The sequence below is a fragment of the Nodularia harveyana UHCC-0300 genome (assembly GCF_034931085.1).
In the GTDB taxonomy this organism is placed as follows: Bacteria; Cyanobacteriota; Cyanobacteriia; order Cyanobacteriales; family Nostocaceae; genus Nodularia; species Nodularia harveyana.
This window is the reverse complement of the sequence record NZ_JAYGHG010000003.1, coordinates 94,759-120,692: the sequence shown is the minus strand read 5'-3', so window position 1 is coordinate 120,692 and position 25,934 is coordinate 94,759. Positions and strand designations below refer to the sequence as shown.

General features: G+C 40.2%; 18 protein-coding genes. 10 read left to right on the top strand and 8 right to left on the bottom strand.

Annotated features, from left to right (window positions below; genetic code table 11):
* Positions 1 to 128: 128 nt before the first annotated feature.
* A complete protein-coding gene (locus VB620_RS03280) occupies positions 129 to 1,175 on the bottom strand; it encodes a mechanosensitive ion channel family protein (RefSeq protein WP_323194702.1) in 1,047 nt (348 codons plus the stop codon).
* Positions 1,176 to 1,340: 165 nt separating this feature from the next.
* Complete coding sequence (locus tag VB620_RS03275; RefSeq protein ID WP_323194701.1) at positions 1,341 to 2,093, bottom strand: THxN family PEP-CTERM protein; 753 nt, start codon at positions 2,091 to 2,093, stop codon at positions 1,341 to 1,343.
* 290 nt (positions 2,094 to 2,383) lie between these two features.
* Between VB620_RS03275 and VB620_RS03270 the strand changes: the two genes are divergently transcribed.
* From VB620_RS03270 to VB620_RS03245, 6 genes are all read left to right on the top strand, one after another.
* Positions 2,384 to 3,298, top strand: a complete 915-nt coding sequence (locus tag VB620_RS03270) for a histone deacetylase family protein (protein WP_323194700.1) — start codon at positions 2,384 to 2,386, stop codon at positions 3,296 to 3,298.
* 248 nt (positions 3,299 to 3,546) lie between these two features.
* A complete protein-coding gene (locus VB620_RS03265; protein ID WP_323194699.1) occupies positions 3,547 to 7,773 on the top strand; it encodes an AAA domain-containing protein in 4,227 nt (1,408 codons plus the stop codon).
* Positions 7,751 to 9,526: a phospholipase D-like domain-containing protein gene (locus VB620_RS03260; protein ID WP_323194698.1), complete on the top strand. Its 1,776-nt coding sequence runs from the start codon at positions 7,751 to 7,753 to the stop codon at positions 9,524 to 9,526. Before VB620_RS03265 ends, VB620_RS03260 begins: the two co-directional genes overlap by 23 nt.
* A gap of 141 nt (positions 9,527 to 9,667) precedes the next feature.
* On the top strand, positions 9,668 to 10,807 hold the full coding sequence (gshA, locus tag VB620_RS03255) for a glutamate--cysteine ligase (RefSeq protein WP_323194697.1): 1,140 nt from the start codon (positions 9,668 to 9,670) through the stop codon (positions 10,805 to 10,807).
* A 223-nt stretch (positions 10,808 to 11,030) separates the two neighbouring features.
* Positions 11,031 to 11,489, top strand: coding sequence for a tRNA (cytidine(34)-2'-O)-methyltransferase (locus VB620_RS03250; RefSeq protein WP_323194696.1), 459 nt, complete (start codon positions 11,031 to 11,033; stop codon positions 11,487 to 11,489).
* Between the two features lie 789 nt (positions 11,490 to 12,278).
* Complete coding sequence (locus tag VB620_RS03245; RefSeq protein ID WP_323194695.1) at positions 12,279 to 14,765, top strand: peptidoglycan DD-metalloendopeptidase family protein; 2,487 nt, start codon at positions 12,279 to 12,281, stop codon at positions 14,763 to 14,765.
* 77 nt (positions 14,766 to 14,842) lie between these two features.
* On the opposite strand, the gene VB620_RS03240 is transcribed toward VB620_RS03245, so the two are convergent.
* Complete coding sequence (locus tag VB620_RS03240) at positions 14,843 to 15,280, bottom strand: DUF2358 domain-containing protein (protein WP_323194694.1); 438 nt, start codon at positions 15,278 to 15,280, stop codon at positions 14,843 to 14,845.
* Between the two features lie 253 nt (positions 15,281 to 15,533).
* Between VB620_RS03240 and VB620_RS03235 the strand changes: the two genes are divergently transcribed.
* From VB620_RS03235 to VB620_RS03225, 3 genes are all read left to right on the top strand, one after another.
* Positions 15,534 to 17,162 carry a metallophosphoesterase family protein gene (locus VB620_RS03235; RefSeq protein WP_323194693.1) on the top strand — a complete coding sequence of 543 codons (1,629 nt, stop codon included), beginning with the start codon at positions 15,534 to 15,536 and terminating at the stop codon, positions 17,160 to 17,162.
* Positions 17,163 to 17,325: 163 nt separating this feature from the next.
* A complete protein-coding gene (locus tag VB620_RS03230) occupies positions 17,326 to 18,387 on the top strand; it encodes a D-alanine--D-alanine ligase family protein (RefSeq protein WP_323194692.1) in 1,062 nt (353 codons plus the stop codon).
* A 299-nt stretch (positions 18,388 to 18,686) separates the two neighbouring features.
* Positions 18,687 to 19,193 (top strand): hypothetical protein, encoded by a 507-nt coding sequence (locus VB620_RS03225; RefSeq protein WP_323194691.1) that lies wholly within the window; start codon positions 18,687 to 18,689, stop codon positions 19,191 to 19,193.
* Positions 19,194 to 19,664: 471 nt separating this feature from the next.
* Here VB620_RS03225 and VB620_RS03220 read toward each other — a convergent pair whose 3' ends face one another.
* From VB620_RS03220 to VB620_RS03200, 5 genes are all read right to left on the bottom strand, one after another.
* Complete coding sequence (locus VB620_RS03220; protein WP_323194690.1) at positions 19,665 to 20,588, bottom strand: alpha/beta fold hydrolase; 924 nt, start codon at positions 20,586 to 20,588, stop codon at positions 19,665 to 19,667.
* Positions 20,589 to 20,697: 109 nt separating this feature from the next.
* Positions 20,698 to 21,075 (bottom strand): DUF4112 domain-containing protein, encoded by a 378-nt coding sequence (locus tag VB620_RS03215; protein ID WP_323194689.1) that lies wholly within the window; start codon positions 21,073 to 21,075, stop codon positions 20,698 to 20,700.
* A gap of 56 nt (positions 21,076 to 21,131) precedes the next feature.
* Positions 21,132 to 22,016 (bottom strand): YihY/virulence factor BrkB family protein, encoded by an 885-nt coding sequence (locus tag VB620_RS03210; protein ID WP_323194688.1) that lies wholly within the window; start codon positions 22,014 to 22,016, stop codon positions 21,132 to 21,134.
* 92 nt (positions 22,017 to 22,108) lie between these two features.
* The gene (locus VB620_RS03205) at positions 22,109 to 23,860 is read right to left on the bottom strand and encodes a DUF389 domain-containing protein (protein ID WP_323194687.1); all 1,752 of its coding nucleotides are present in this window, start codon (positions 23,858 to 23,860) and stop codon (positions 22,109 to 22,111) included.
* Positions 23,861 to 23,960: 100 nt separating this feature from the next.
* The gene (locus tag VB620_RS03200; RefSeq protein WP_323194686.1) at positions 23,961 to 24,785 is read right to left on the bottom strand and encodes a hypothetical protein; all 825 of its coding nucleotides are present in this window, start codon (positions 24,783 to 24,785) and stop codon (positions 23,961 to 23,963) included.
* A 138-nt stretch (positions 24,786 to 24,923) separates the two neighbouring features.
* On the opposite strand from VB620_RS03200, the gene VB620_RS03195 reads away from it, so the two are divergent.
* Positions 24,924 to 25,838, top strand: coding sequence for a metallophosphoesterase family protein (locus VB620_RS03195; protein WP_323194685.1), 915 nt, complete (start codon positions 24,924 to 24,926; stop codon positions 25,836 to 25,838).
* Positions 25,839 to 25,934 lie beyond the last annotated feature (96 nt).

Sequence of the window (25,934 nt, the reverse complement as noted above, 5' to 3'; positions counted from 1 at the left end):
TTCATCTAAAACTTTTCAAACACCCTCTAAGATGAGTCTGTATAAAATAAGATTCTCCGAATAATTGAACGCAGATGGATGCAGATAAATGCTAATGAATCAGTCATTATCCACCTAGCAGATTAATATTAATTTAAATCAAGACTTGAACTTTCGTTGCCTTTATTCTGTACATAAATATCTCTGATGGGGAAGGGAATTTGGATTCCTTCTTGTTGATAGCGTTTATGCAATTTCTTAATAAATAAATGCCTAGCAATGCGCTGGTCAAAATATTCATTCACCCGCATATATAATTTAAAATCTATACTAAAATCATTAAAAGTATGAAATCGAATATTAGGCTCAAACTCTATTAATTCTGGGGCAATTTCTGCCATGACATCTTTGGCTACTTCTACAGTCACTCTTTCCACTTGTTCCAAATCACTATCGTAACCGACACCAACATCCATTGTTAAAGTAATTGGCTTTCCTGGTAGATGAAAGTTAGTAAAAATCGCGGATGCTAGCCGAGAATTAGGTACAATAATTATATTATTTCTAATTTCTTTAATAGTTGTATTTCGCCAAGTTATATCTGTAACATAACCTTCATATACATCATCTAATTTGACATAATCTCCTGTTCTCACTTGTTTAGAGATAATTAGATAAAACCCAGAAAACAAATTTGCTAGTGTATCTTGCAGCGCCAAACCTACGGCTAAACCACCAACCCCTAAAGTTGTGACTATGGGTGTAACTTCTACACCTACAGTTTGCAACAGAATGAGTGTTCCTAAAATTAGAACAGCAATCTTAGCTAGGTTAGAAATTAATGATGCGGGTACTCCTTCTGTTCTCTGGATAAATAAATTTACAAAACCCGCAGTTAACCTAGCTAAAACTAAGGTTACTGTGTAGAGAAATAAAATGGTAATTATTTTTTGCAGGAGATTTTTAAGATCATCACTGATATTCACAGAAGAATAAATAACTGCACCGAAAAACCCTGCTAGCAAAAACCACAGAAAGGTCATGTGGTCTAAGGATTGAAAGATTATTTCACCACCTGGTATATCTGTATCAACAACAAATTTTCTCAGTTTTCTGAAGATAACTTTCTCACCAATTAACCCAGATAGCAAGCCAATCAGAATAAATGCTATTGGTACAATCCATTCCTGTATCATTAATTTTGAGGTTGAAGTTTGGTTACAAAATTTAATTCATCTGCCGTCAAGATAGCATAAATGACGCTTACAAGAATGATTCCTTGCAAGCGCTAAAAAAAATATTTATGTATATTTATGGTTAAGGAAGCAGTTTGAAAGTTAACTGAACCTCTTAGCCTTTAATTAAGACTGTTGATACTTTGGACGACGGTTGAACCCATAAAGTCCTAACAGAGAGAAACCTATCAGCGCTCCAGGTTCAGGAGTACTGGCTGGTCTTTCGATGACTGGTGTTGTGATGCGACCAACCAAGAATGCAGTACTAGCTCTGTTCTCTTCAGTAACTAAACTAGAAATCGGATTCAAACCGTCAGCAGTGCTACTAAAGCCGGCTAGTTGTAGAGTAAACTCTTCTCCATCGATGGAGAATGTTTGATCAGTAAAGCCAGAACCAAAGGTTATCCTGTCATCACAGGGTGTATTACTAATCTGAAAGCTCGGACAGCTTGATACAAAAAGACCGTTGGATGTTTCGTCAATATTAAATGTGTATTTGAAGTTTTGTGTGCTTCCTATGTCGAGGCTAACATCTAAATCTACAGCATCGATAAAAGTACCAGAAAATGTAGGAAAGTTAAAGTGAGTTAATGTACCCAGTAAAAAGTTGGTTTCTGTACTAATAGAGACAGATGACGGTACTGCACTATCAAACCTAAATCCACTTTGTTCACCAGCCGCAGGAGTACCCCAGCGAATCTCATTAGTATCAAGACCGTTTAGTGATGTACCACCAATTGGATTCGTCCAGCTACCAGTAACTGAGTTTAAAGTAATATCCGCAGCAACAGCAGGTATGGCATTTCCCAAAAATAGGGATAAGGTTGCGGCTGATACAAATGCGGAAGTAGAGATAGTAGATTTCCCTGAGTTCTTCATTTCCAGTTAATTCGGATTATTTGACTATATTTGTCATTTTTACTATATCACTGACCAAAGTTATTTTCTTTTCTTTACCAAATTTTTACAATTAATACTTAAGTGAAAACCGAATCAATATTGTTGTGTATATATATTAAATTAATAGTATCAGTAAAATAACTATGCTGAATTTTATAGTAGGTGAAAGTAAGAGATAAGCCAGAAATGTTGAATGTTATTTGTGTTATTAATATTCTGGATAGTTCCTATGTATATTTAGCACGAGATGATGGTTCAGAATAAATCTTATGGAATTACCAATTATTTACCACCCAGATTATATTGCACCATTGCCGGCAGAACATCGCTTCCCCATGCCGAAGTTCGGACAACTCTATGAATTGCTGTTAGCTGATGGTGTAGCACAAAGTCAACAATTTCACACACCCAAACGCCCACCTCTGGAGTTAATTGAGTTGGTGCATACTCCAGAATACGTCAAAGCTTACTGTGAGGGAACTCTAGAACCGAAAGCACAGCGTCGCATTGGCTTACCTTGGAGTCCGGAACTGGTAAATCGTACCTGTGTAGCGGTTGGTGGTACAATGCTAACTGCTCAGATGGCACTAAGTCACGGTTTAGCTTGTAATACGGCTGGTGGTACTCATCATGCTTTTCCTAGTTATGGTTCTGGTTTTTGTATTTTCAATGATTTAGCGATCGCCTGTCGAGTGTTGCAAAAACTCGGACTTGTAAAGAAAGTTTTGATTGTAGATTTAGATGTCCATCAAGGAGACGGTACGGCTTTCATTTTTCAAGGAGATGAAAGTGTGTTTACTTTTTCTATGCACTGTGAGGTGAATTTTCCCGGTACTAAACAAACCAGTGATTTAGATGTTCCTCTGACGGTGGGAATGGAAGATGATGCTTATTTGCAAACTTTGGCAAGTTATTTACCAGATTTATTAGCGCAGACCCGCCCTGATTTAGTATTATACGATGCAGGGGTAGATCCTCATATAGGCGATCGCTTGGGAAAATTAGCCCTGAGTGATAGTGGCATTTTTTGCCGAGAAATGCAGGTTTTAAGCACCTGTGCGGCTGCTGGTTACCCCGTGGCTTGTGTGATTGGTGGGGGGTACGCTGATGATATGAAGTCTCTGGTTTGGCGACATTCTTTGTTACATCGCGCGGCTAGTCAGGTTTATCATCAGTATATATGAAAATATGGATTAGTTTCACGCAGAGGCGCAGAGGCGCAAAGGAAGAGGGAAGAAGAGAATTTGGCGCGGTTTTATTCTGTGGTTCTTGACTTATTCTCCAAATACTCAAGACTTACGCAAAATTATGAAAAAATGAACCACAAAGGACACAAAGGACACGAAGTTAAGAGGGTTTTAGAGAGTCCTTGCATAAGTCCAAATACTAAAGTTGATTATTTCACCCCATATCAGGAAGTTTAAGATTATCTATGTCCACTTTTCCCCACAATCGCAATTTCCAAGACTGGAGCTATAAATGTGTTGGATCAGTGGCAAAAGATGAAATTATAGAGTTATTGGGTGATCAAGTTTGTCTGTTTTATGTGCGTCGTCAAGGTGCGGGAAAACATGAAGATGAGGAAATTTGGCAGTTAACAATTGCCACTGACAGAGATGATTTTCCTTTACCTTTAAAGTTGAAAAATCTCGGTAAAACTATAGGTTTAATCGCCGCTATCAAGGATGATGGTATTGGCGGGTTGAAAATTTTATCGACTCGGTTATTACAAGTTTCACGGGGACACGCTGATGCTTATGCTGCCCCTTTTCCCTTACGTCTCCTACCTCATAATAAACATCGTTTAGGTATTTCGAAATCAGCTTTGGCACGTGTCGGAAAAATGCCAATTTGTGGAGACCATATACCTACTGAAGAACAATTAAAAGCTTGGAAAGCATTTTTGCAAGTTGAGGAAAATATTGCTAAATCCCGTCAGTTTTGTGTAGCTTTTGTTGGGAATGATTATGGCAAAAATCCCAGACAAATCACCTTTGAAGTAGATGTGAAATCAGCTACTCTCGATGGTTCGGAACAAAATTATTTACAGGTTTCTAGTTTCTGGGAACGGGTGAAACGTTCTAAAAATCAAGAAGTAAAACTTTCGGAAACTGTTCCTACAGGAAAATTTACCCATAAAATTCCTAAGTTTGGTTCCATTGAAAAAGTTGACCCGAAAAATTGTGTAATTAAAGTCAAATTAGACCGAGAATTAGCTGAATATATCGCCACACAACGTTATCAGCCACCAGTGAAGGGATTTTTATTTTTTGATGCTGCTGGTGATATTCAACAAGTAAAACGGAAAAAGGAAGCTTTAGAAAAATTAAAGCAGGGACAGACTCAAAATCCTTATTTGGGTAACTTTTTATTCGACGCTTCCCAGGCGAGACGGATGAAAAAAATTGTGGAATTGTCAGCCGATGATTTATTATTATCTGCGGCTAATGCTGGACAAAAAGCAGCTGTAGAAAAGGTACTAGCGGCTGAAGATTTAGTTCTGATTCAGGGACCGCCAGGTACTGGTAAAACTACTGTAATTGCCGAAATTTGCTATCAAATCGCCCTGCAGGGTGGACGGACTCTCATTGCTTCTCAAGCTAATTTAGCTGTGGATAATGCTTTGAGTCGATTAGTTCATAACCCTGTTATTCGGGCGGTACGCAAAGGAAGGGCTGAGAGAGTCGGGGAAGAAGGACAGCCATTTTTAGAAGATCAAGTTATTGGTACATGGCTGGAAAATACGGCGACTGACTGTGAAAATAGTCTGGCTAAACGTTTAGAAAATGTGGAGATTTTAGGAGAGTTATGGGCAGAGTTACCAGATTTTACAGATTATTTGCAGTTAGAATCAGAACTGAATCAGGAACAAAATCAATTAATTCAGCAACGGGAAACTTTAGCAGCAGAATGTAAAAAGCTAGCAGCAACTTTTGAGGCAGGTTTAATTAAACAAAATCAGATTAAGTCTCTGCAATTAGGTTTAGATTATATCCTCAAAAATGCCCCGAATGTTAATTGGGAAGCACCGGAAGTTAAAAACTGTTTACCGCATCTTCAGCCATATACAGAAAATAATATTGTAGTCCAAGATTTTTTGACAAATGTTCATGCAGCTATCCATTGTACTGATGAACTTGGTTTAGTGCGTCCTGCTTATGGTGCTTTTGGTTTAGCTGTTTGGTTGCGTGAAGATATATCTGATAAAATTGCCGATTTTAAATTAGCATTCGGTAACGCACAAGATGCTATTTTATTAATGTCGGAAGTTGCAGAAGCAGTATCGGCTATCCCCCAAAATTCTGCTAATTTAAATCAGCCAGAAATAGATGAACAGCAATTCATCGCCAACCGACAACTTTTACAACAGACAATTCAAGGTTGGCAAAATCGCCAAAAAGAAATTAATTATGTGATTGCATCTATTAAGGAATGGAAATCTACAGCCCCTGTGGTACTATATCAAATAGTTAAAGAATGTCAGCAATCGGGACAGGAATTAACAACAGATTTGTTACAATTACCATTGGGTTTGTTGATGTTTGCTAATCAGTTAAAATTAGCTATAGCACCGAAAAAATATCAGATTATTTTACCAGATTGGAAGGCTTTGCAAAGGGCTTTAACCTATGAAACAGAAGGCGGCTTTGTTGATAGAATCGGTAAACAGCATAATTTTAGTTACTTTTTAGAGCAGAATTTTAGTCAAAGTCCCATAGTGCTATCTGCGAGCGATCGCACTCAATGGCGTAAAATCTATGAAGAGTTCAAAAATTATCAACTCCTCAACCCACATCAACGCCAATTACTCGTAGAACATACCCAGTTGTTTTTGCTGAGAATGCAAACTGTATATGGTAAAGTTTGGGAATTAACTAATCTCGACTCTACTCTCAAACAGGTAAGCGAAGATTTACTTACAAATATTCTCAACAATGCGCGTCAATGTATCGCCAGAGTTAAAGCGGAAACTGAAAAACAATTAGAGATTCTCCAAAATAAATTAATTGAACTTGAGAAACAGAGAAATACTCAAGCACAAATGTCTGCTACATCATCTCAAATCGCAGCAGCTAATTTGCAACTGGAACAAGTTATCCAGATTTTAGAATTACTCAACCAGCAGCCAAATATCCCAGACAAATTACGCGCTTTAGTTACAGAATACCTGACAACTCAATCAAAAATTTGGCAACATCCCCAGGAATTTGCTACTCAGGTAAATGCTGGGTTATCTCATCTCAGTAATTTAGAAAGTTTAATTTCTGCAATTGCACCTTTTGCAGTCTTAGAAAATATCAAAAACTCTTTAGAACAGCAAATCACAATTATAGAACAAGAACATACACAGGCTGCACAGCAACTGGAAAAAAACCAAGCCCAATTACAAGAATTAAATCAGCAACCACAAATACAACCCAGTGAAGAGGTGATGACATTCAGGAATTGGTGGGAAATTTTCTACCAAACCATCCCTGATAAATTTCAGCCAGCAGATAGTTGTACAGATTTATTTAATCTGGAATTTTTACACAGGTGCAAAACTCAGTTTGATGCTTGGAAAAACCAACTGACTGAAGAAGAAAATTATCTCAGTCGCTATGCAGATTTTACCAAAGATTGGATTGCAAAAGTTAAAAATCCCTCCGAGCGCGATCGCAACGATTTAAGACGCATTTATTTAGATAACGCCAACGTCGTCGGTATCACCTGTGTACAAGCTGCAAATTACAACTTTACCCAAGAATTTAAAGCCTTTGATGTCGTCATCATAGATGAAGTCAGTAAATGTACTCCCCCAGAGTTACTTATCCCAGCCTTAAAAGGCAAAAAATTAGTCTTGGTAGGCGACCATCGACAATTACCACCCATGCTTGATACTAGCACAGTGGAAGAAGTTGCCCAATCACTGGGAAGTACCAAATCCGAACTGCAATTTTTAGAAGAATCATTATTTAAAATTCAGTTTGAAGCTGCTGATAAAAGCATCAAACAAATGCTAAATACACAATATAGAATGCACCCCTCAATTATGGGAGCAATTAATCAGTTTTATCAAGGTAAACTAGAGTGTGGACTTTTAGAACCTGATACCCAACGCGCCCACAACTTAACAGGGGACATCATCGAAGAAAACCAGCATCTTGTGTGGGTAAAAATCCCCAGGGAACCAGAATTTCAAGAAGAACAGGAAAATACTTCCTATTTTAATACTCGTGAAATTGATGTAATTGAAAGCATCTGTCAGCAATTCGAGAATACTTGGGCTGCTAAAATTGCGAATGGGGAACCAAAAAAAGAAATAGCAGTAATTACATTCTATGGCGCACAATTGAAAAAAATTGATGAACGTTTACAACCTGAACTGTTTCCTTCCTTGGAAATTCGCACAGGTACTGTTGATAGATTTCAGGGAATGGAACGCCCTGTAGTCATAGTCAGTATGGTGAGAAATAATCATCAAGGTGATGTCGGTTTTGCAAAGAAACCCGAACGGGTAAACGTCGCTTTTTCCCGCGCCCAAGAATTACTAGTAATTATCGGTTGTCATGATTTATTTACCCAACAAGGGGGAAAAGTTGGAAGTATGTATTTAGAGATTTCTCATACTGTAAATCGTCAAGGAGGTTTCGTTGATGTTTCTCGCTGCTGCGGCTAAACCTATTGACGACAACCTGATAAATTTAGCAGATGAAATTACAGTGCAAAATCCTAATTTATTAGTGTTAGCTGCTAGGGAATTTCGCTATAGTGTACATCAAACTCCTGTAGAGTTATCTATTCAGGAACCGCGCGAATTTAATATACTGGAAGAATTTATTATCCGGGCTGGAATTGAATTTACACCTCCACCCACAGAAGATGAATTAGCATCTATATTAGGACTTGATGCTATATTTGTCCGCAGTACCACTGCAAATTTGCAAGCATTACAAACTTTATCCGCAACATCGCCAATTACAGTTACCGAAGAAGGACGAACTTTTTACGCCCAAGGTTCTGTACCACAGCTTCCCTATCCTATCCAAATATATGCTGTTTCCGATGCTTTAGATGGCAAGCTAATATTTTATCCAGAACCATTTAATGATGTCTCTTTAAATCTACCTGATTTAGCCGATTTTATCAAGATTGCCCGCAAAATAAATGATATATCTGCTTTATCAATTGAGAAGTTACAGAAATGTATTCAGTTATCGGGTTTAGATTTTCATGTTCCAGAATTAGGAAAAATTGTTAGTAGCTGTAAAGTGTTAGCCCCAGCGCAAATAATTTGGAAAACTATTTCTTTATTTGTGATTTGTGATGCTGTGGAAGATAAATTGAGTATCCAAATCAGAAAAGGTAAGCAAATTTTAGAGTCAGCATCGAAACGCATGGAAGTTCTGCAAGGTAAAGGTAAAATACCTTGGCAAGCTTTATGTAAATTATCCCGTGAAGCCATTAATTTACAGCGTGAAGCTACTCTTAATTATCAAAATAGTGAAATAGAATCTAGATTAAAAAAACTTACTCAAGGGGCTATTAAGTTACGCGATTCTGAAGTTATACCCGTTTTTAAAGAGGTTTTAAGTTCTGCAAAATGTCAAGTTATCATATCCTGTCCTTGTTTGACTCCAGATATTATCAACAAAGAATTTTTGACATTATTACAAAAGTTAGCTAATAGCGGAGTCTGGATTTTAATGGGATATGGAATTTCCCCAGAACCAGAAGTAGAAAAAAAGTTGCTTGCTATTAAAACTCCTGATAATTTACCTGCTGTACAGTTTTTCTGCTTGGGTGATTCCCATTTTAAAGAAGTTATAGTTGATAGAAATATTTATCTTTATGGCTTTTTTGATTGGGTTGAATGTAGCGGTGAATATTTACCCTGCGGTGAGTCTGTCTATAAAATAACTATTCCCCAGCAGATTGCAGAATCATACCAACTTTTAGCTGATAGTTGCCAAAATTATGCCCAAAAACAATGGAATCTGGCTGTAGAAAATCGTGATTTTCAATTATCTGTAGAAACCTGCTATCTTTGGGGGGCGCTGGGTATGGAAAATATCGCACTCCAGGAGATACAAACAACTAATTGGTGGGAACTTCTCCCGGTGTGGTTGAATATAATAGTTAGAGATTTAAACTCACAAAATTTACCAACTGCACTTTCTTTGCTGAGTCAGTTTTCCGGTGAAGAAGTTTTTATTCCTGACTTACGGGAAGGGTGGCGCAAAATTATTCAGGCGATCGCATCAGATAAACCCGAAACTGCTTTAAAATTACTTAGGGGTGAAGTGTGGGAAAATTTTCTGCGCCTGAAAATTGCCAAAGAGAATGATTCACCCGATAAATTTATTATCCCCCAAAACTCCCCCCCCAAGAAGAAAAAAACAGAATTACAAAAAAGAATCAAACCCTCATAACTCTGTGTCCTCTGCGTCTCTGCGGTTCGTAATCAAAATTAATTATTAAATAATTGTAAATTTTAAGTTAATTTAAATCAAGATGCAGAAAATCGTCTAATTCGATACAATTATTACATTAGGAGAGGCGAGGAAAACAAAGTGGTCCTATTAAAAGGCTTTGAGATTGAGATGTATACAGGTACACCTCAAGGTGAAATAGTCGGTCTCTCTGACAAAATTGTCACTGCTTTGGATGGGTTTGTGCGAGAACCGGATAGCCGGAATGTGGAATACACCACCCAGCCATTGAGTAATTATGAAAATTTATTGTGTGCTTTGCTGCGTCCCCGGCGAAACTTACGCAGTTACCTCCAGAGTTTGGGTAATTACACTCTGATTCCAGGTAGCACTTTATCCTTGGGTGGAAGCGATCGCTTTTTTCGTTCTGACCCCACTAACCCCTATCATGACTACATCGAAAATACTTACCATACAAAAGTAGTTACCGCCAGCGTTCATATTAATGTTGGTATCAGTGACCCAGAAATATTAATGCGGGCTTGTCGGCTAATTCGGTTAGAAGCACCTTTATTCTTAGCTTTGAGTGCATCATCTCCCTTCTTAGATGGGAAGGCGACCGGCTATCATTCCAGCCGTTGGGCTGTGTTTCCCCAAACCCCTGCTCATGTGCCTTTATTTACTAGTCATGCCCATCATATTCAATGGGTAGAGTCGCAAATAGCTGCGGGAACTATGCAAAATGTCCGACATTTATGGACATCGGTGAGACCAAATGGCGATCGCCGTCCCCATGACCTAAATCGCCTGGAATTACGCATTTGTGACCTAGTAACCGATCCCATTGCTTTACTAGCCATTGCAGCCTTCCTAGAAGCCCGTTTGTTGCAGTTAATGGAAAACCCTGACCTCGATCCGTTAACCCAAAGTATTTTCTCTCCTGAAGAACTGCTATCTCTCACCACCCGGAATGAAACCGCCGCAGCTACTTCTAGTCTGGACGCGGAATTACAACATTGGCAAGATGGTAGAACTATCCTGGCGAGAGACTGGATTGCTGAACTATATCAAGAAGTTTGGGCGATCGCTAAACAACATGGTTTTAGCTGTTTCCTCTCTCCTTTGCAAAAAATTCTCCGCGCCGGGAACGAAGCCCAACAGTGGCTACAACTCCACTCCGTCGGTGTTGACTCTCAACGTGTCCTCACTCAAGCTATTGTCGCCACGGAAGAACGGGAAATAGAACTAGAAAACAAATTGTGTTCCTCCGTGGTAGGTTAAATTCTCTGTCTTCATCCCCAAGATAGATTTTGGGAGAGAAAACCCAAAAGTATAGTTCTCTCCTAAAAAATCCCGGCAAAATATTTCCCATAGCAGGGTTGCAAAAATTTAATCTTCTGGTCTTATTTGCAATTTATTAATAAAACCTATGAATCGACTCTATCTAATGATAGAGTTAAAAGTGACTTAGTATAGCCTTATACAGCAGAATATTTCACAGACAATGCCCCAGGTTGTTTTAGTTTATCCCCAAATCCCCCCAAATACAGGCAACATTGCCCGGACTTGTGCTGCCACAGGTACAGAATTACATTTAGTAGCACCTTTGGGGTTTGAAATTAGCGATCGCTACCTCAAACGAGCCGGCTTAGACTACTGGCCTTATGTTAAACTTCACTATCACGAATCCCTAGAAGCCTTTCAATCCATACATCAAGAACGTGGTGGTAGATGCTTAGGCTTTACGGTTAGAGGCGATTTTAATTACGCCAGCTTTAAATTTCAAGCCGATGATTGGTTACTCTTTGGTAGCGAAACCACAGGCTTACCCCCGACAATTCTCTCAGATTGTGATGCTACGCTTTATATTCCCATGTCACAAGATGTTCGCAGCTTAAATCTTTCAGTAAGTGCCGCCGTCAGTTTGTTTGAAGCCCATCGTCAGTTGGGATATTTACTGTGAAAATACAGATGAATAAGTTACTGAAAATACTGAGTAAATTGCCAAATCATCTCATAAGTCTGATATTTACTATCATCAATACACCCTAGCATAGTAAAAAATCAGACAATTAAATGCTATTTTCGGGAATATTGAATGATCAATTCTGAAAAAATCAGCATGATATAAGAAATTTGTATATAAAATTTTGGCACATACGGAATTTAAACTACAGTTTTTGATAAATTTGAGTAGATGCGACTAGGAAATTAAAAGGTGTCAAACCTTTTTGAATCATCTATTTCAGCTATTTTGCTTGAATAAGTAATTTCCTGGAAGACAAAAGTAGTCTAAAGTTTGTACGGTTGATTTTTAGTCATCAATCAACGTAAAGTCTGCTCTTGGGAAGGCGGATATAGTCGAAAAACCTTGAATATATCTACAGCAGAGGGCATAGCTTTTCCAAAAGTCCTAGCCAAAACATTAGTGACAGCCATAATGGGCTGAGTGAATATATAATGATTCTTCAGTCCTCACTAGCTAATCACAAATCACAAAAGGTTAAGACCACTGTTAAAAGTAAAAGTTCGATGGTGTGTAGGAGTGAACTGGACAAGTAAGCACAGCAATTTTTAACTTTTGCTAACAAATGTGAACTTGTCTAAATCAGAGAAGCAAGTTAATCTTGCCTAAGTATCTCTGGTAAAAGTGATCTTGATTTATCATTCGATGTGATCTAAATCATTGACTAGTAGTATTCGACTGAAAAATCGAGATCAGTTAAGCGCTAGTGATCATAGGAGGTCGTCTTTGAAACGAGCATTAAAAAAAAGAGAAAAGGCTGTGCTGAAAAATAACCCCAGCGGTGATGATACCCTAGTGGAACACCTAGAACACCTAAATATTAATATTGTAGTTAATCCCAAGGTTAAACGTCGGGTGCGGACAAAAGCCGCTGTGATTGGTTTGGCTATCTCAATGGGCGCAACCAGTCTTTTGGTGACTCGACAAAGCGATCAAGCCCAAGCAGCAGATCCTCTAGAGAGCCAAAAGGCAGCCTCAACAATCCCTGCTGCTTTTGACACTACAGTGAAAATTGCTCATACCACGCTGAAGACTCAAACAGTCTTACCAGGAAGCTTGTCAGAAAATCCTGTCATCGTGGAACCAACAGCAATTTCACAGTTACCCGGGCTTGAAGCTAAATGGCAAGTTGCGGCGAGTGAAATGTCTGTGCAAGTTCCTGTTATGACATCAGAATTGCAGCAAACGGCATCCGACACTACTTCCTTGAAGTTACAATCTCCAGTATCACAAGGATTGTCAACAGGAATACAACGCCATGAGACAGTAACAGAACTGTCTAGTGCTGATAGCGTTAATTACAAAACTGAAGGCGATCCACAGGTATTAGAAAACACAGATCCCAGTAGTGAAACTAATGCTCAACTCAAAGCCCAGCAAGAATTTGCACTCAATCGCTTACAAGAAAAATCGAACCGTTTAAGAAATAGTCTGGCGGAGTTGCGGTCTGAGGAGACCCAGGTTTTATCAAAAACCGACATAGCTTTAACACAGCCGAACAAGACAGAAACAGCGCCAGAAATTAGCGCCAGTCTTAAGGCAGTAGAAGCAACATCAACTGTCAATAATCAGAATACAGAAGATTTAGTATCAAGATTAAAACAAAGACCAGAAACCGGGGAATCGAACCCACAACCTTTAACAAAAACCGTACCAGCTACACAACAAGTTGTAGCCTTATTGAGTAATACAGCTTACGAAGTTAAACCGGGAGATACACTAGCAGCGATCGCTGGTAAATACCATATCTCAGTTTCAGAACTAATCCGGGCTAATAATCTCCACAATCCTAATCAACTCAAAATTAGCCAAAAACTGATTATTCCTGTTACTCCGGTTAACCGCTCCCGCTCTATTCAGATACCAGTGGTAGTTGACTCCAACAGCGCTTATTCCAATGCGCCCCAGTCACCCAATTACCCGGTAAACATTAGTAGTAACTACCCCGATCTTCCTCCTGCCGCATCACAGTTACCAGGAACAGTCAATAACCTGATCGAGGTAAACACTGTTAGCACAGAGACAGAATCTATTAGTCCTAATGCTCAGGGAATAGGTGGTGATATCCCAGCACCAACACTATTTACCGAAATGCAGGAGGCGAAACAATCGCCAGAGCAAACCCCAAGCACAACAGAGAATGAACATCTCAGCCTGTTACGTGCCGAGGTCGAGAGATTACAAGAGAAACACCGCAACCAGCAATCTGGGAATATCACCCAGGAAGCCCTAACAGAACCAGAAAAAACGGCTGTACTGACTCCCATTCCTCAAACCAATAGCTTACAAGAGGAAATCAGGAAATTACAAGAGAAATACCGCAGCCAACAGTCAGGGAATGGTAACAGGGTAAGCGCCAATGAAGTAGAGGAAGTTCCTGTAGCACTTCCCATTGCTCAAACAACTAGTCCGGAAGCGGAAATCCAGAGATTACGCGAGCAATATCGCCAGCAACAGTCTGGAAATACCATCACTCCAGCCGCAACCGAATCTGAAAAAGCTCCCACAGTGATTCCTTCGAGATCAAGCGAGGCCGCCATTTCCATTAATGTTCCCAGCCTCAATTCACCTGGCAGTCAATCTGCTAATTCCCAAATCCGTACTCGTAGACCCAACGAGCCAATTAATCCTGAGTTCTCCTCCAGCATCAAGACATCTGGTAGCAGAACACCAATATTTCCCAGTAACAATAACTCAGATACTCTAGGAGAGTTACGGGGAAGCAGAGTTGCACCGCAATTCCAGCTACAGTTACCACCTTTGGCAGCAGTAGAACAATACTTACCTAAACCCATCGACGCAACTACACCTCCCCCTTCAACCGGTTCTACAGCCTATATGTGGCCGGCAAAAGGTGTACTTACCTCCGGCTACGGTAGACGCTGGGGAAGAATGCACAGGGGTATTGACATTGCCAACGCCACCGGTACGCCAGTTTTCGCAGCAGCTGACGGTGTGGTGGCAAAATCTGGCTGGAACCGGGGTGGTTTCGGCATCCTTGTGGAAATTCGCCATCCAGATGGCAGTATGACTCGTTATGCTCACAATAGTCGGACTTTAGTGAGAACAGGTCAGCAAGTGACCCAAGGGCAACAAATTGCTGATATGGGTAGCACTGGTTTCAGCACCGGGCCACATACTCACTTTGAAATCCACCCACCAGGAAAAGGCGCAATCGATCCTATTGCCTTCTTACCCAAGGAACGTCTGTAATTCCTGACCTACACAAAAGCTAAAAAATTATCTTACTTATGGAGGGAGCTTGGCTCCCTCTTTTGCTGTTTCTACTCTTAATTTTTAGCCCCTGTTTCTGGCTTTTGCCAAAACTGCTTTAATATCTCCCCTGGTGGTCTATCCCAAGTGTCGATATGCTCATATATCAAACTATTTTGGTTAAATTTATATGTCGAATAGCCATTGAAAAATAAACCTGCTTTCCAGGGAACACGTAAAACTCCGCGAACTGTCCACTTGGCTAAAATTGTATCCTGGGCTGGCTGCGATACTTCATGCAGGTCAAAGTGAATTTGTGTAAAAAAGAGCCGGGCGTGAAATCGCAACGTCCAAAATATAATCCGATAGTTGAATTTCCATTTAAATTTATTGACAGGATCTTGAAAGTAGATATCCTGGGTGTAAATTTCATAGGAAATATCTTTAGTAAAGAGTGTTGGTAAATCCTCTTGAAGTGTCTTAATTACTTGTTCAATTTGTAATTGAGATTCCACAGTTCTTTTCCTTAATCCTAAGTTGTATTTAATACTTATATAGCTGCTGAAAATTGAAGTGAGATTACTTACACAATAACCCACCTATAGATCAGAAACATTCACTTAACGCCCCTTTAATCCTGCCAATGTATAATAGCGAATGCCTGTAATTATCCGGGTAATGATGGTGAAAACCAAACTGTTAACCTTGATCATTTTGTTTGTGGTATGCTTGACGCTGGTAAGCGTGCCTTCATTGGGCTTAACAACTATGACATCAGCGCCGCATCTGCTGACTGACCCATTTTTGCAACTACCAACAGCTAACTCAGTGCAAGTAGTTTGGTTTACTGAATTTCCTGGAAATAAACACGTAGTTAACTACGGGGAAAATCTGGAAAAATCAAGCTTTGCGAGAACCACTAAACTCAGCCGCACCAGAGAAGACCAGCAATCAAAAGTAGCAAATGGAACTATAAATCAACCTGTAAAACGTGACATTTGGCGACAGGAAGCCGAGGTGACTGGGCTAACTGCTGGTGTGCGTGTTCCCTATCGTGTGATGAGTGTGCGCGAAGATGGCGCAACTGTTAGCAGCAATATTTTTACCCTCGCACCGACCCCAGAACCAGGAGAAGCTGTCAAAATTTTACTGACTTCAGACCATCAACTAAAACCGATGACAGCCGCGAATCTGCAAAAGGTGGTGGAAACAGTGGGACAAGTGGATGGGGTATGGTTTGCTGGGGATTTAGTTAATGTGAGCGATCGCGCCTCAGAATGGTTTGATGATAGTCGGGGTGGTGCATTCTTTCCCGGTTTACAAGGTCGTGCTAACTATGAAATCACCCAGAACGGCATTACCACCACGTATACAGGCGGTGAAATTATTCAACACGCCCCCATGTTTACAGCCATTGGTAATCATGAAGTTATGGGCAGATTTGAGAGAACCAGCAGTTTAAACAATGAATTTAATGATCCCATTCCCCGTGACGTTGCTCAAAAATTATCTAGTGGTAAATCTTTAATAGATAATTCCTTTAATACATATACCTACGAGGAAATTTTTACCCTACCCCAAAGTAAACCAGGTGGAAAAAAGTATTATGCAGTCAGCTTTGGCGATGTGCGTTTAGTGGTACTCTACATCACTAATACGTGGCGGACTCCTAAATTAAATACCGAATATAAAGGTAGATATACAGAAGCAGCCCAGGATTTAGAAAATCCCGAAAATTGGGGTTATGGACAGTTAATTTTTGAGCCAATTGCTCAAGGTAGCCAGCAATATAATTGGTTAGCAGCAGAACTGCAAAGTGCAGAATTTCAACAAGCCAAATACAAAGTTGTGATGTTCCATCATCCCCCTCATACCTTGGGTGATAACATCGTTCCCGCCTATACCAATCCAGTGCAGATCATAGAACGTGATCAAAACGGTAAAATTACAGCCGTCCGTTACGAATACCCCAAAGACGCAGATTATATTCACCGTGATTTGATTCCATTACTAGAAGCGGCTGATGTGCAACTAGTATTATATGGACATTCCCATTTATGGAACCGCTTTGTCAGTCCTAGTGGAATGCACTTTCTAGAAACATCGAATGTGGGTAACTCCTATGGTGCGGCTTGGGGTGACAGAAAACGAGAAGTACCAATTGGATATCAAGAAGATTATACTGCCGTGGGTGATCCTTACGGATTAGAACCAGTCATCCCGACAATTGCACCTTTGTTAGACGAAAATAGTCAGCCCCTTCCTTACATAGCCAGTAACGACATCACAGTTTTTAGTATCTTTGACACAGGTAACGGAATAGTAAGTAGCTATTATTTTGATACCCAGAAACCCGATTCCGAAGTAGTAAAATTTGATGAATTTAAATTGAAATAATCCAACCTACAACGACTAAAACCTTTTTCCTTCTTCCTTTGTGTACTTTGCGTCCTTTGTGGTTCGTTCCTCATAATATTCATTCCCACCGACCCAAAAAAATATAGCAACCAGAGCAGGTTGTGATAAACTCTCAGCCAGACAACAGAAAAAGGTACTAAAAATGACAAAGCTGCGGGTGGGACTGCTGTTTGGGGGGCGTTCCGGGGAACATGAAGTTTCAATTAGTTCAGCAAGAGCGATCGCCAAAGCCTTGAATGCCGAACAAAATGCTCAAAAATACGAAATATTGCCGTTTTACATCCAAAAAAATGGCTGTTGGTTAGCTGGAGAATTAGCCCAGAAGATTCTAGAAACTGGTATTCCCCAGTTAGAACCCCAAAACTCGAACCCGTGGCGATCGCCTGAGCAAGTCACAGAAGTAGACCTGTGGTTTCCGATTCTACACGGACCCAATGGAGAAGACGGTACAATTCAGGGATTACTGACATTAATGCAAGTACCCTTTGTCGGTTCTGGGGTATTAGGCTCGGCTTTAGGTATGGATAAGATTGCCATGAAAATGGCCTTTCAGCAAGCCGGATTACCCCAAGTCAAATACAAAGCGGTAACTAGAGCCGAAGTTTGGTCAAATCCTTGCGTGTTTCCCAAACTCTGTGATCAAATAGAATCAGCGTTGGACTATCCCTGTTTTGTCAAACCTGCCAACTTAGGTTCATCAGTGGGAATTGCTAAAGTGCGATCGCGCCCAGAGTTAGAAGCCGCCCTAGATAATGCTGCTACCTACGACAGACGGATAATAGTAGAAGCCGGGGTGGTGGCCAGAGAAGTAGAATGTGCCGTATTAGGTAATGATCAAACTCAAGCCTCTATCGTCGGAGAGATTACCTTCAACAGTGATTTTTATGATTATGAAACTAAATATACAGCAGGGCAAGCAGATTTACTGATTCCCGCCCCCATCCCCGATGCAGTGAGTCGTCAAATCCAAGATATGGCATTACAAGCCTTTGCAGCTGTAGACGCTGCGGGGTTAGCAAGGGTAGATTTTTTCTATGTAGAAGCTACTGGGGAAATATTCATTAATGAAATCAACACCTTACCAGGCTTTACTGCTACTAGTATGTATCCTCAACTCTGGGCTAATAGTGGAGTCCCCTTTCCGGAATTAGTAGATCGTTTAATTCAACTAGCTTTAGAAAGGTATTCTAGTCACAAATCTTAGTCATTACTAAATTAACTAATTTCAGTAAAAATATCGGATTTGGTAGCCGATATCTCCAAAAAAAGCTACTGAATTCCGAAATATTACTACGGATACCTGGTGCGTCAATCCTCCAGTACAATTATTGGCTATAGGGGATCAATGTGAAATTTATCATGGAACATATTCAGGGCGCACAGCATCCACCAAAGCTAATCAGAAAGAGGAAAAAGAGTAAATCGAGACCAATCAGTAGTTCAAATGTTTTTATCCATTTTCTGACACGTCATCCAGTTTTACTCTTCACTGGGTTGTTAACAATGCTCTTAGGGACTACAGCTGTAGCCTTATATAGCTTGAGTTACGCTGGTAGTGCAGAAGACAATATAGAACCAGAAACAATCGCGGCTGTTGTCGAAACACCAATGAAGATAACCTCTGAGGATAGGAATCCCACACCATTATGGTTGGTATTTGCGATCGCCCTCAGTTGTGCTGGTGGTTGCTCGATGATTTTTCGATTAATCAACCATAATTCCCAGCCGCAAAAAGCCCGCCAACCAATTAAAATACACTCCGCAAGACCTTCCACAGTCAACCCTCGTCGCCGCAGAAGGGAACCAAGAGCTTTAAAAAATCCGCCAGTTTTTGTACCACTGCAACCACCCAACCATATCATCCCTAGACGAGCTAAATCACAGTCATCAGTGAGAGTTAGATCATTAGAAAATCGGCATCGACTGGAGAAAAGGAAAGAAACTTTAGTAGAGTTGATGGATATTCGTCAACAAAATTCTCTACCAAAAATTTCACACCAAAACTTCTAAAATCACAACTTTTAACTCCAGAAACCAGCCATAGGTAAAATCTAGAAACCTGCCAAAATGGCAACCATATTCAGATTAACCGAGTTAAATTGTAGAAGACAAAAAACAGAAAGGGTTTTGTTAATAGAGATAATCAAGAATCAACTTAACTTGATAATTGATAACGGTTTTAATATTTAAGCTTGGTATTTGTCGCGCCAGGAATATTAAATGTGTATGAGCGTTGTCATTGATATACACATTAGCCCCCTAACATAAAGGGCAGCGCTTGTAACATATTCCTGAACACTACAGTGGCAAATACCAGAGTGAGAGATTAAAGGCGCTTGATATGCCTTCTCTCACTCTTTTTTTATGGAGGTTAGGAAAGAAACAGATAATGAAACCCGGATAATTAGGGAGTTTCGAGCCTATTCCCTGTTCCCTACGATAAGAGTACCCTTTGTATAGCTGAGTCAGAGACAAAATCAGCTAATTTAGCAAAAATTCTAGAATCGTTGTATTCACAACATCAGATGAACCTATGGCGGCATCGTGAAAGCAGTTATCAATAATTTTTAACTGAGATAGAGGGATGCGTTGATGTAACTTTTCGCCATGACTAGCGGGAAACCAACTATCTTTATCTCCCCACATAATTAGTGTGGGACACTGAATAGCACCAAGATTATTTTGAATTTTAGTGAGTATATTAGGTTGATTTAATTGCGAGTTCTTAATTTCTGCGGCTGCTATTTGTAAATCCTCGGCGACTTTGACAATAGTTCCCGGAAACTCAATAAATGGATAGGTTATCCAATAGACATCTTCCTCCGTGAGAATTGAGGGGTCGAACAACACCCCACGCCTTTCTATGGCCATAATTTCTCGGACTAGCGGTGCAAATAGATATGCTAAACGCAAATGGTCAATTGTTTGTAATACTTCTAGTGGCGTTTGAGCAAGTATGGACATTGACCAATGGGGTAAGCTGTTAGTAAAAACAGGGACATTTATCACTATTAACCGGGCTACTAATTGGGGGTTGTGTTGAGCTAGGGCGAGGGCAACTAAACCACCTAAAGATTCGGCTACAATTACGGCAGGTTCCTGACATAATGCCTGAAGAATGCGTTCTAGTTCAATAACTTGATGCCCGTTTTTTTCTCTCCGAAAACCTGGCTTTTCTGAAAACCCGTATCCTTTTGCATCAAAACAAATGACGCGAAAATATTTAGATAATGGAGCTATACAGTGCCGCCAATTGTAGCTCCAACTACCCATACCATGTAATAAAAATAAAGGTTTCCCAGTACCTACTTCACCATAAGCAATTTGTACAGGATAACCATCTGCATCAGTAATCACGAGACTTTGCCTTCCTTGAGGAAAGGTAGCCTGCCACCAATCTTTCATTCCTGGTTTAAAACTTGTTTAAAGGACTTTAATTTGTATCACGAGAATGGGATGAAAACAATGACAAGTTATAATAATTTTGCGAACACTACCCAGATAAATTCCGGATTTATAGTTTTCTATTCAGAGGCAACTGTAAATGTGCTTCTAATAATTTGATATTATAATCATTGGCTGTCCAAGCGAAATCAAATAAGTCTCCGATTACGGGAACAGTGCCTATTAATCCATCGATGATCACATTTAAGATCATTCTACTCAAAGTAGATTTAGGCACACCGAGTCTGGCGGCTTCGGTCACGATGTAACTAGAAAGGATAATTCCCAAAACATCTCCACCAATAGGTAGAAGTCCCATAAGGGGGTCTAAACCAATGTTAATTGGTGTTCCGGGAATAGTAATTGCTTTATCGAGGATGCGACTTAGCTGACGCAGGCGTTTCAATGTGAGTGCTTGAGTGTCTGCATCAATATAAGAATTAGGCATGAAGGCGATCGCTGATTCGACGTAAAATTAAAGACTCTATCACTGTATTAATTTTCTCATTCCTTGTCCATTTTTGGGTGTATTTCTTCACCCACAGTCACATTTAATTGATCGCCAATCAGCATCACTGTCGCACTCATCCACAGCCATAGCATTAAAACTATCACAGCACCCACAGCCCCATAAACCTTGTTATAGTTGCCGAAGTTCGCCACATAAGTCCGAAATAAAGCGGAGAGAATTGCCCAGAAAACAGCTGCTGATATAGCACCAGGTATCATGGGTGTACCTGAATTCCAGACACTAGGACCATAACGGTAGACAAAGCTAAAAGCGGTAGCAATTATCCCTAGTGCCAAAGGCCAAATCAACAGTTGCCATAAATGCAGCAAGAAAATGAAAGAACTATTTCCATTAACTATCATGCCTAATAATCTGTCGCTAATAAAGACTAGGAAAGAAGCGAAGACAAATAGTAAGATAGTCGCAATGGTTAATCCCAGGGAAACCAGTTTAGCTTTCCAAAAAGGGCGCTGTTTCTCAGAAGGGATTTGATGAATTTGATCGAAGGCATTCATCGCCGTACTTATAGCCCCAGAAGCAGTCCAAATTGCCAGAACGAAGCTGATAGAAAACAAACCACCATTTCTGGATTGGGTGATTTCTCTGGTGGTAAAATCACGAACTAAATCTAGTACTTCTTTAGGTGCGACTTGACTAAGTTGAGCCGCCAGTTGTTTAAAGGTTTCTTGTAAGGAGTCTTCAAATAAGCCAATGGCTGTCAGCACCGCAAGAATTGCCGGAAACAAGGATAAAATGGCATTAAAGGCAATTTGTGAACCTAGTCCTAAAAGTCGCCTTTCCATTGTCCTGCTGAAAGTTTTTGTGAGTATGCGCCAACTGAGGTGGCGGAAGAAACTGATAAAACGAGTTTTAGGCATAACTAAAATTTGTGGTGATGCATTGGTTCCAGAAATAAAAAGTGAGTTCAGACAAACCTTGTAGCCTTTCTCTCTGAGGAGAATTAGCAGAATTAGGGTAGATTTGCCACTGGTGGTTTTTTCCGTGATTCTACCGTAAGTTGGAGTATTGAGCTACGTTGAGACTCAGTTCCTGGTTCCCAGTTGATGCGATCGCCACTAATTTGCCATTTTGATTCGAGATATTTTATAATTGCTTGCGATCGCCCAGGGACAATTTCCGCTAACTCTTCTTCTTCCTGATTGATAATTATTTCCAGATATAAATTTGGTTGTTGCTGTAAAGTTTTCCCAACACGGTCTAATAACTTAGTGTCATCCGAGCTAATTTCTGATTTATCCTCCTCAAAAGATATAACTCCAACATTACTGGCTATCCTTTGCATACTCACTTCGGCTGACTCATCATTGAGGCGACTTCTAATACTATCAGCCACTAAACTTTGACCATCGCCATCAATATCCCGTTCACTCAGATACACTACTCGGATACTTAAAGGTATAACTGGACTAGTAATTAATTGATAATTAATCATTTCTGCTGGTGGGGGAAGTTTCAAATCACGCAGCGCCGATTGAACTTCTTGCACAAAAGCTGATTGTAGTTCAGCAATAGTTAAAACTGGTTCCGCAGGTTTTTCCTGTGGTACTGGGCGTAAAAGTTCACTGGAAGCCGTAGGAATTTCCACTAACTTCAGTGCTAATAACTCTGGTGGTCTTCCCAAACGAGGAGCTAACTCTTCGATATAACTATCCTGTTCCTCTGTAGAATATTGCTGACTTGTAAACAACTGAAGTTGAATTGTCAGCTTCTCATTTTGTTCTGATAGCGAGATATTGCTGATAAAAGAACGTGGTTCACCATTGGGAAAAGTTGCAAAGTTTGTTTGCCAAACATCCCTAGCCGAATTGCGGTAACGATTATCTTGTTGTTGTAGAGCAATTTCCTGTCCTAGTTGACTCAAAGAGCGATTCAGAGGAAAAATAATCGCGCCAATGGTAATAAAAATTAATAATAATCTACCTGGAAGCGAGCCAATTTTTTTGAGTTTGCCATAAGCAGGTAGTTTCTCTAATAATTTCTGAACCCAGATACTCTCTGGATGTGTGTGCCGCCATTGCCTAACTCTTTCTCTCACCAAATCATTATCAATATGCAGTCCCAGAAAGACAAGCATGGCCGTGAAGGTAATCGCTACCAAGTTAGTGAAAAAAAGTAAACCCCCACCACTAGCTACCTGTAGTCCTTGGGCAGCATTAAGGCTGATAGCAACCCCGATACCATATCCCACAACACACAATGGCGGCATCAAGGCAACTGCAATAGCAACACCAGGAATGGAAGTAGCCACGCCTCTGGGTTCTTTGCAAATGGCTACAGACCCTACTGCACCAGAAAACAGAGCGATGACTAAATCCAGAATATTCGGTCGAGTTCTGGCTAAGATCTCACTGGTAATTTCTTTAAATGGCAGCAATGTCACCAATAATACAGCAAAGGAAATAGCCAAAAAACAACTCAACAGCAAATTCAGCAGGGCGCGCATTGCTAAAATTACGTCACCCGCAGCCAACGCCAGTCCATTAGCTAAAATTCCCCCCATTAATGGAGAAATCAACATCGCACCAATAATTACAGCTGGACTATTGAGAACTAATCCCAGAGTAGCAATACCAGCCGCAAATAGGACTTGAATCCAGTAGCTAGCATCATCCAGACTCAGTGAACTGCATATTTCCAGGTATACTTGCTCTTTACGAGCTTGACCTACTCCCAAATTATTGGCAAACCAGTCTCTAAACATCTGAACCTCCTCATAGAACTCAACTGATGGAATAACAATTTGCAGAATCTGATCAATTTGCCCAGAAATAGCGTTCAGTTCCGCACAATTCCAGATTTTTCTAATTTGTTGGTAAGTTTTTCTGGGGTTGAAAAATAATTATTTCATTGCCAACAACTGGGTTACGGGCTATCAGTTGATTTTGGAAGTCAAGAATTTCTAAATGAGTAAAATTCAGTTCTTGAGAACGTTGTAAGATTTCCGTAGCTAGTTCCTGTTGTTGGGATGTGGGGAGAGTGTACCAATCCTGATTAATTGTGACAGTTAAATTACTAGTGCGGAAGTTAGCTTGTATTGACTGTATCAGACCAGAGGCAAAGCGATCGCTAATTTCGCCTACTTGATTTTCAATAGCTGCAATCAAGGTTTCTTCTGGTGTCAATTGTAATCTAGGCTGAGATTCCGGCGTGGGTTCCGGTGTGGGTTCCGGTGTAGGTTCTGGTGTAGCTTCTGGTGTAGCTTCCGGGATAGGTTCCGGTACTATTAACTCTGGGGGAATACTGATTGTCGGTGTAGGTGCTGGAACCTCCTCAACGGGAGGAACTGTAGCCACCTCAGTCGGCTTCTTCGATAAAACAGTTACAGTTGACCAAACTACCGTCACCGTAATTACTGCCAGAATACCCGTCAAAAGTGTATCCGACAAGTTGTTAGACACATTTGAGGGCAGAAACAACCGGACTTGTCTTAAAAACCGATTCCATTGTATTTTTACACCTTGCCAAAAACTGGGTGTTTCTTCAGTACCTGGTGGAGGTAAAGTCTCTAATTTGACTACCGTAGTTTCTAAAACTCCAATTGTTCCTCTAAGGACTTGGATAATTTTAAGTTTCCAAAAGGGTACTGGGGAAGAAGAAGGTTGTGGATTTTGATTGTCTTGTGACATGGAACTTTTCCCAAAAGCAGCGACTCAAAGACAAATAACTGGCATTATTAATGCTGCTGTCTGTTTTGCCTTAATGTATCACTTCGTTGCTTATGGCTTCTTCGGCTAAACTAGCTAAATATTGAGTTTGATAAATTTATGATCTTAAAACGTCGTCAATTCTTATTTTTAGGTAGCCTTGGCACTATGGGAACAGGACTTATAGGCTGGAAGCTAACTCGTCAAAATCATCAAATTGCTAATATTGCTGATTCGGTAGTTATAGCCGCCACCCCACCCAAACAGGATTTGCTATTACGTTTTACCTCTATTGCAGACACGGGAACAGGGACGAAAGGTCAATATGCTGTAGCTGGGGCGATGAATTATTATCACCAGCAAAATCCTTATGATTTAGTGGTTTTAGCTGGAGACAACATTTATAATGATGGCGAAATTGAAAAAATCGGTGCAGTTTTTGAACGTCCTTATCAAAAATTATTAACCCAGGGTGTAAAATTTCATGCTTGTTTAGGTAATCACGATATTCGCACCGAGAACGGTGAACCACAAATCAAATATCCTGGCTTTAATATGCAGGGGCGTTATTACACATTTCGCCGTGATGCTGTGCAGTTTTTTGCCTTAGATACTAATCGTAATGCTGATTGGGAAAAACAAGTACTTTGGTTAGAGGAAGAATTAAGCCGCAGTGACGCACCTTGGAAAGTCGTATTTGGTCATAATCCATTTTACTCATCAGGTCACTATGGAGTTAGCCAAACACTGATTAAACGCTTCACCCCTTTATTTAAACAGTACAATGTACAGCTTTACATCAATGGTCACGACCACCATTATGAGCGGACTCAGAATATTGATGGTACAACCTATTTAACTACTGGTAGTGGTGCAGGTGTTCGTCCTGTAGGGCGTTCTCAGTGGACAGAATACTCTGCTGAAAGGTTAGCTTTTGCTGCGTATGATGTCTATCCAGATAGAATTGAGGTGAATGCGATGGGTACTGATAAACAGATTTTTGATCACGGTGTGATTCAGTTAAAATCTGCTTAATACCTGAGTGTAATAAGATTACAGCACTTTGCCAGGAAATCAAGTACACATTTTAATATGATAAATATTGTGGGGGTGAGCATACTTCGGCTTACT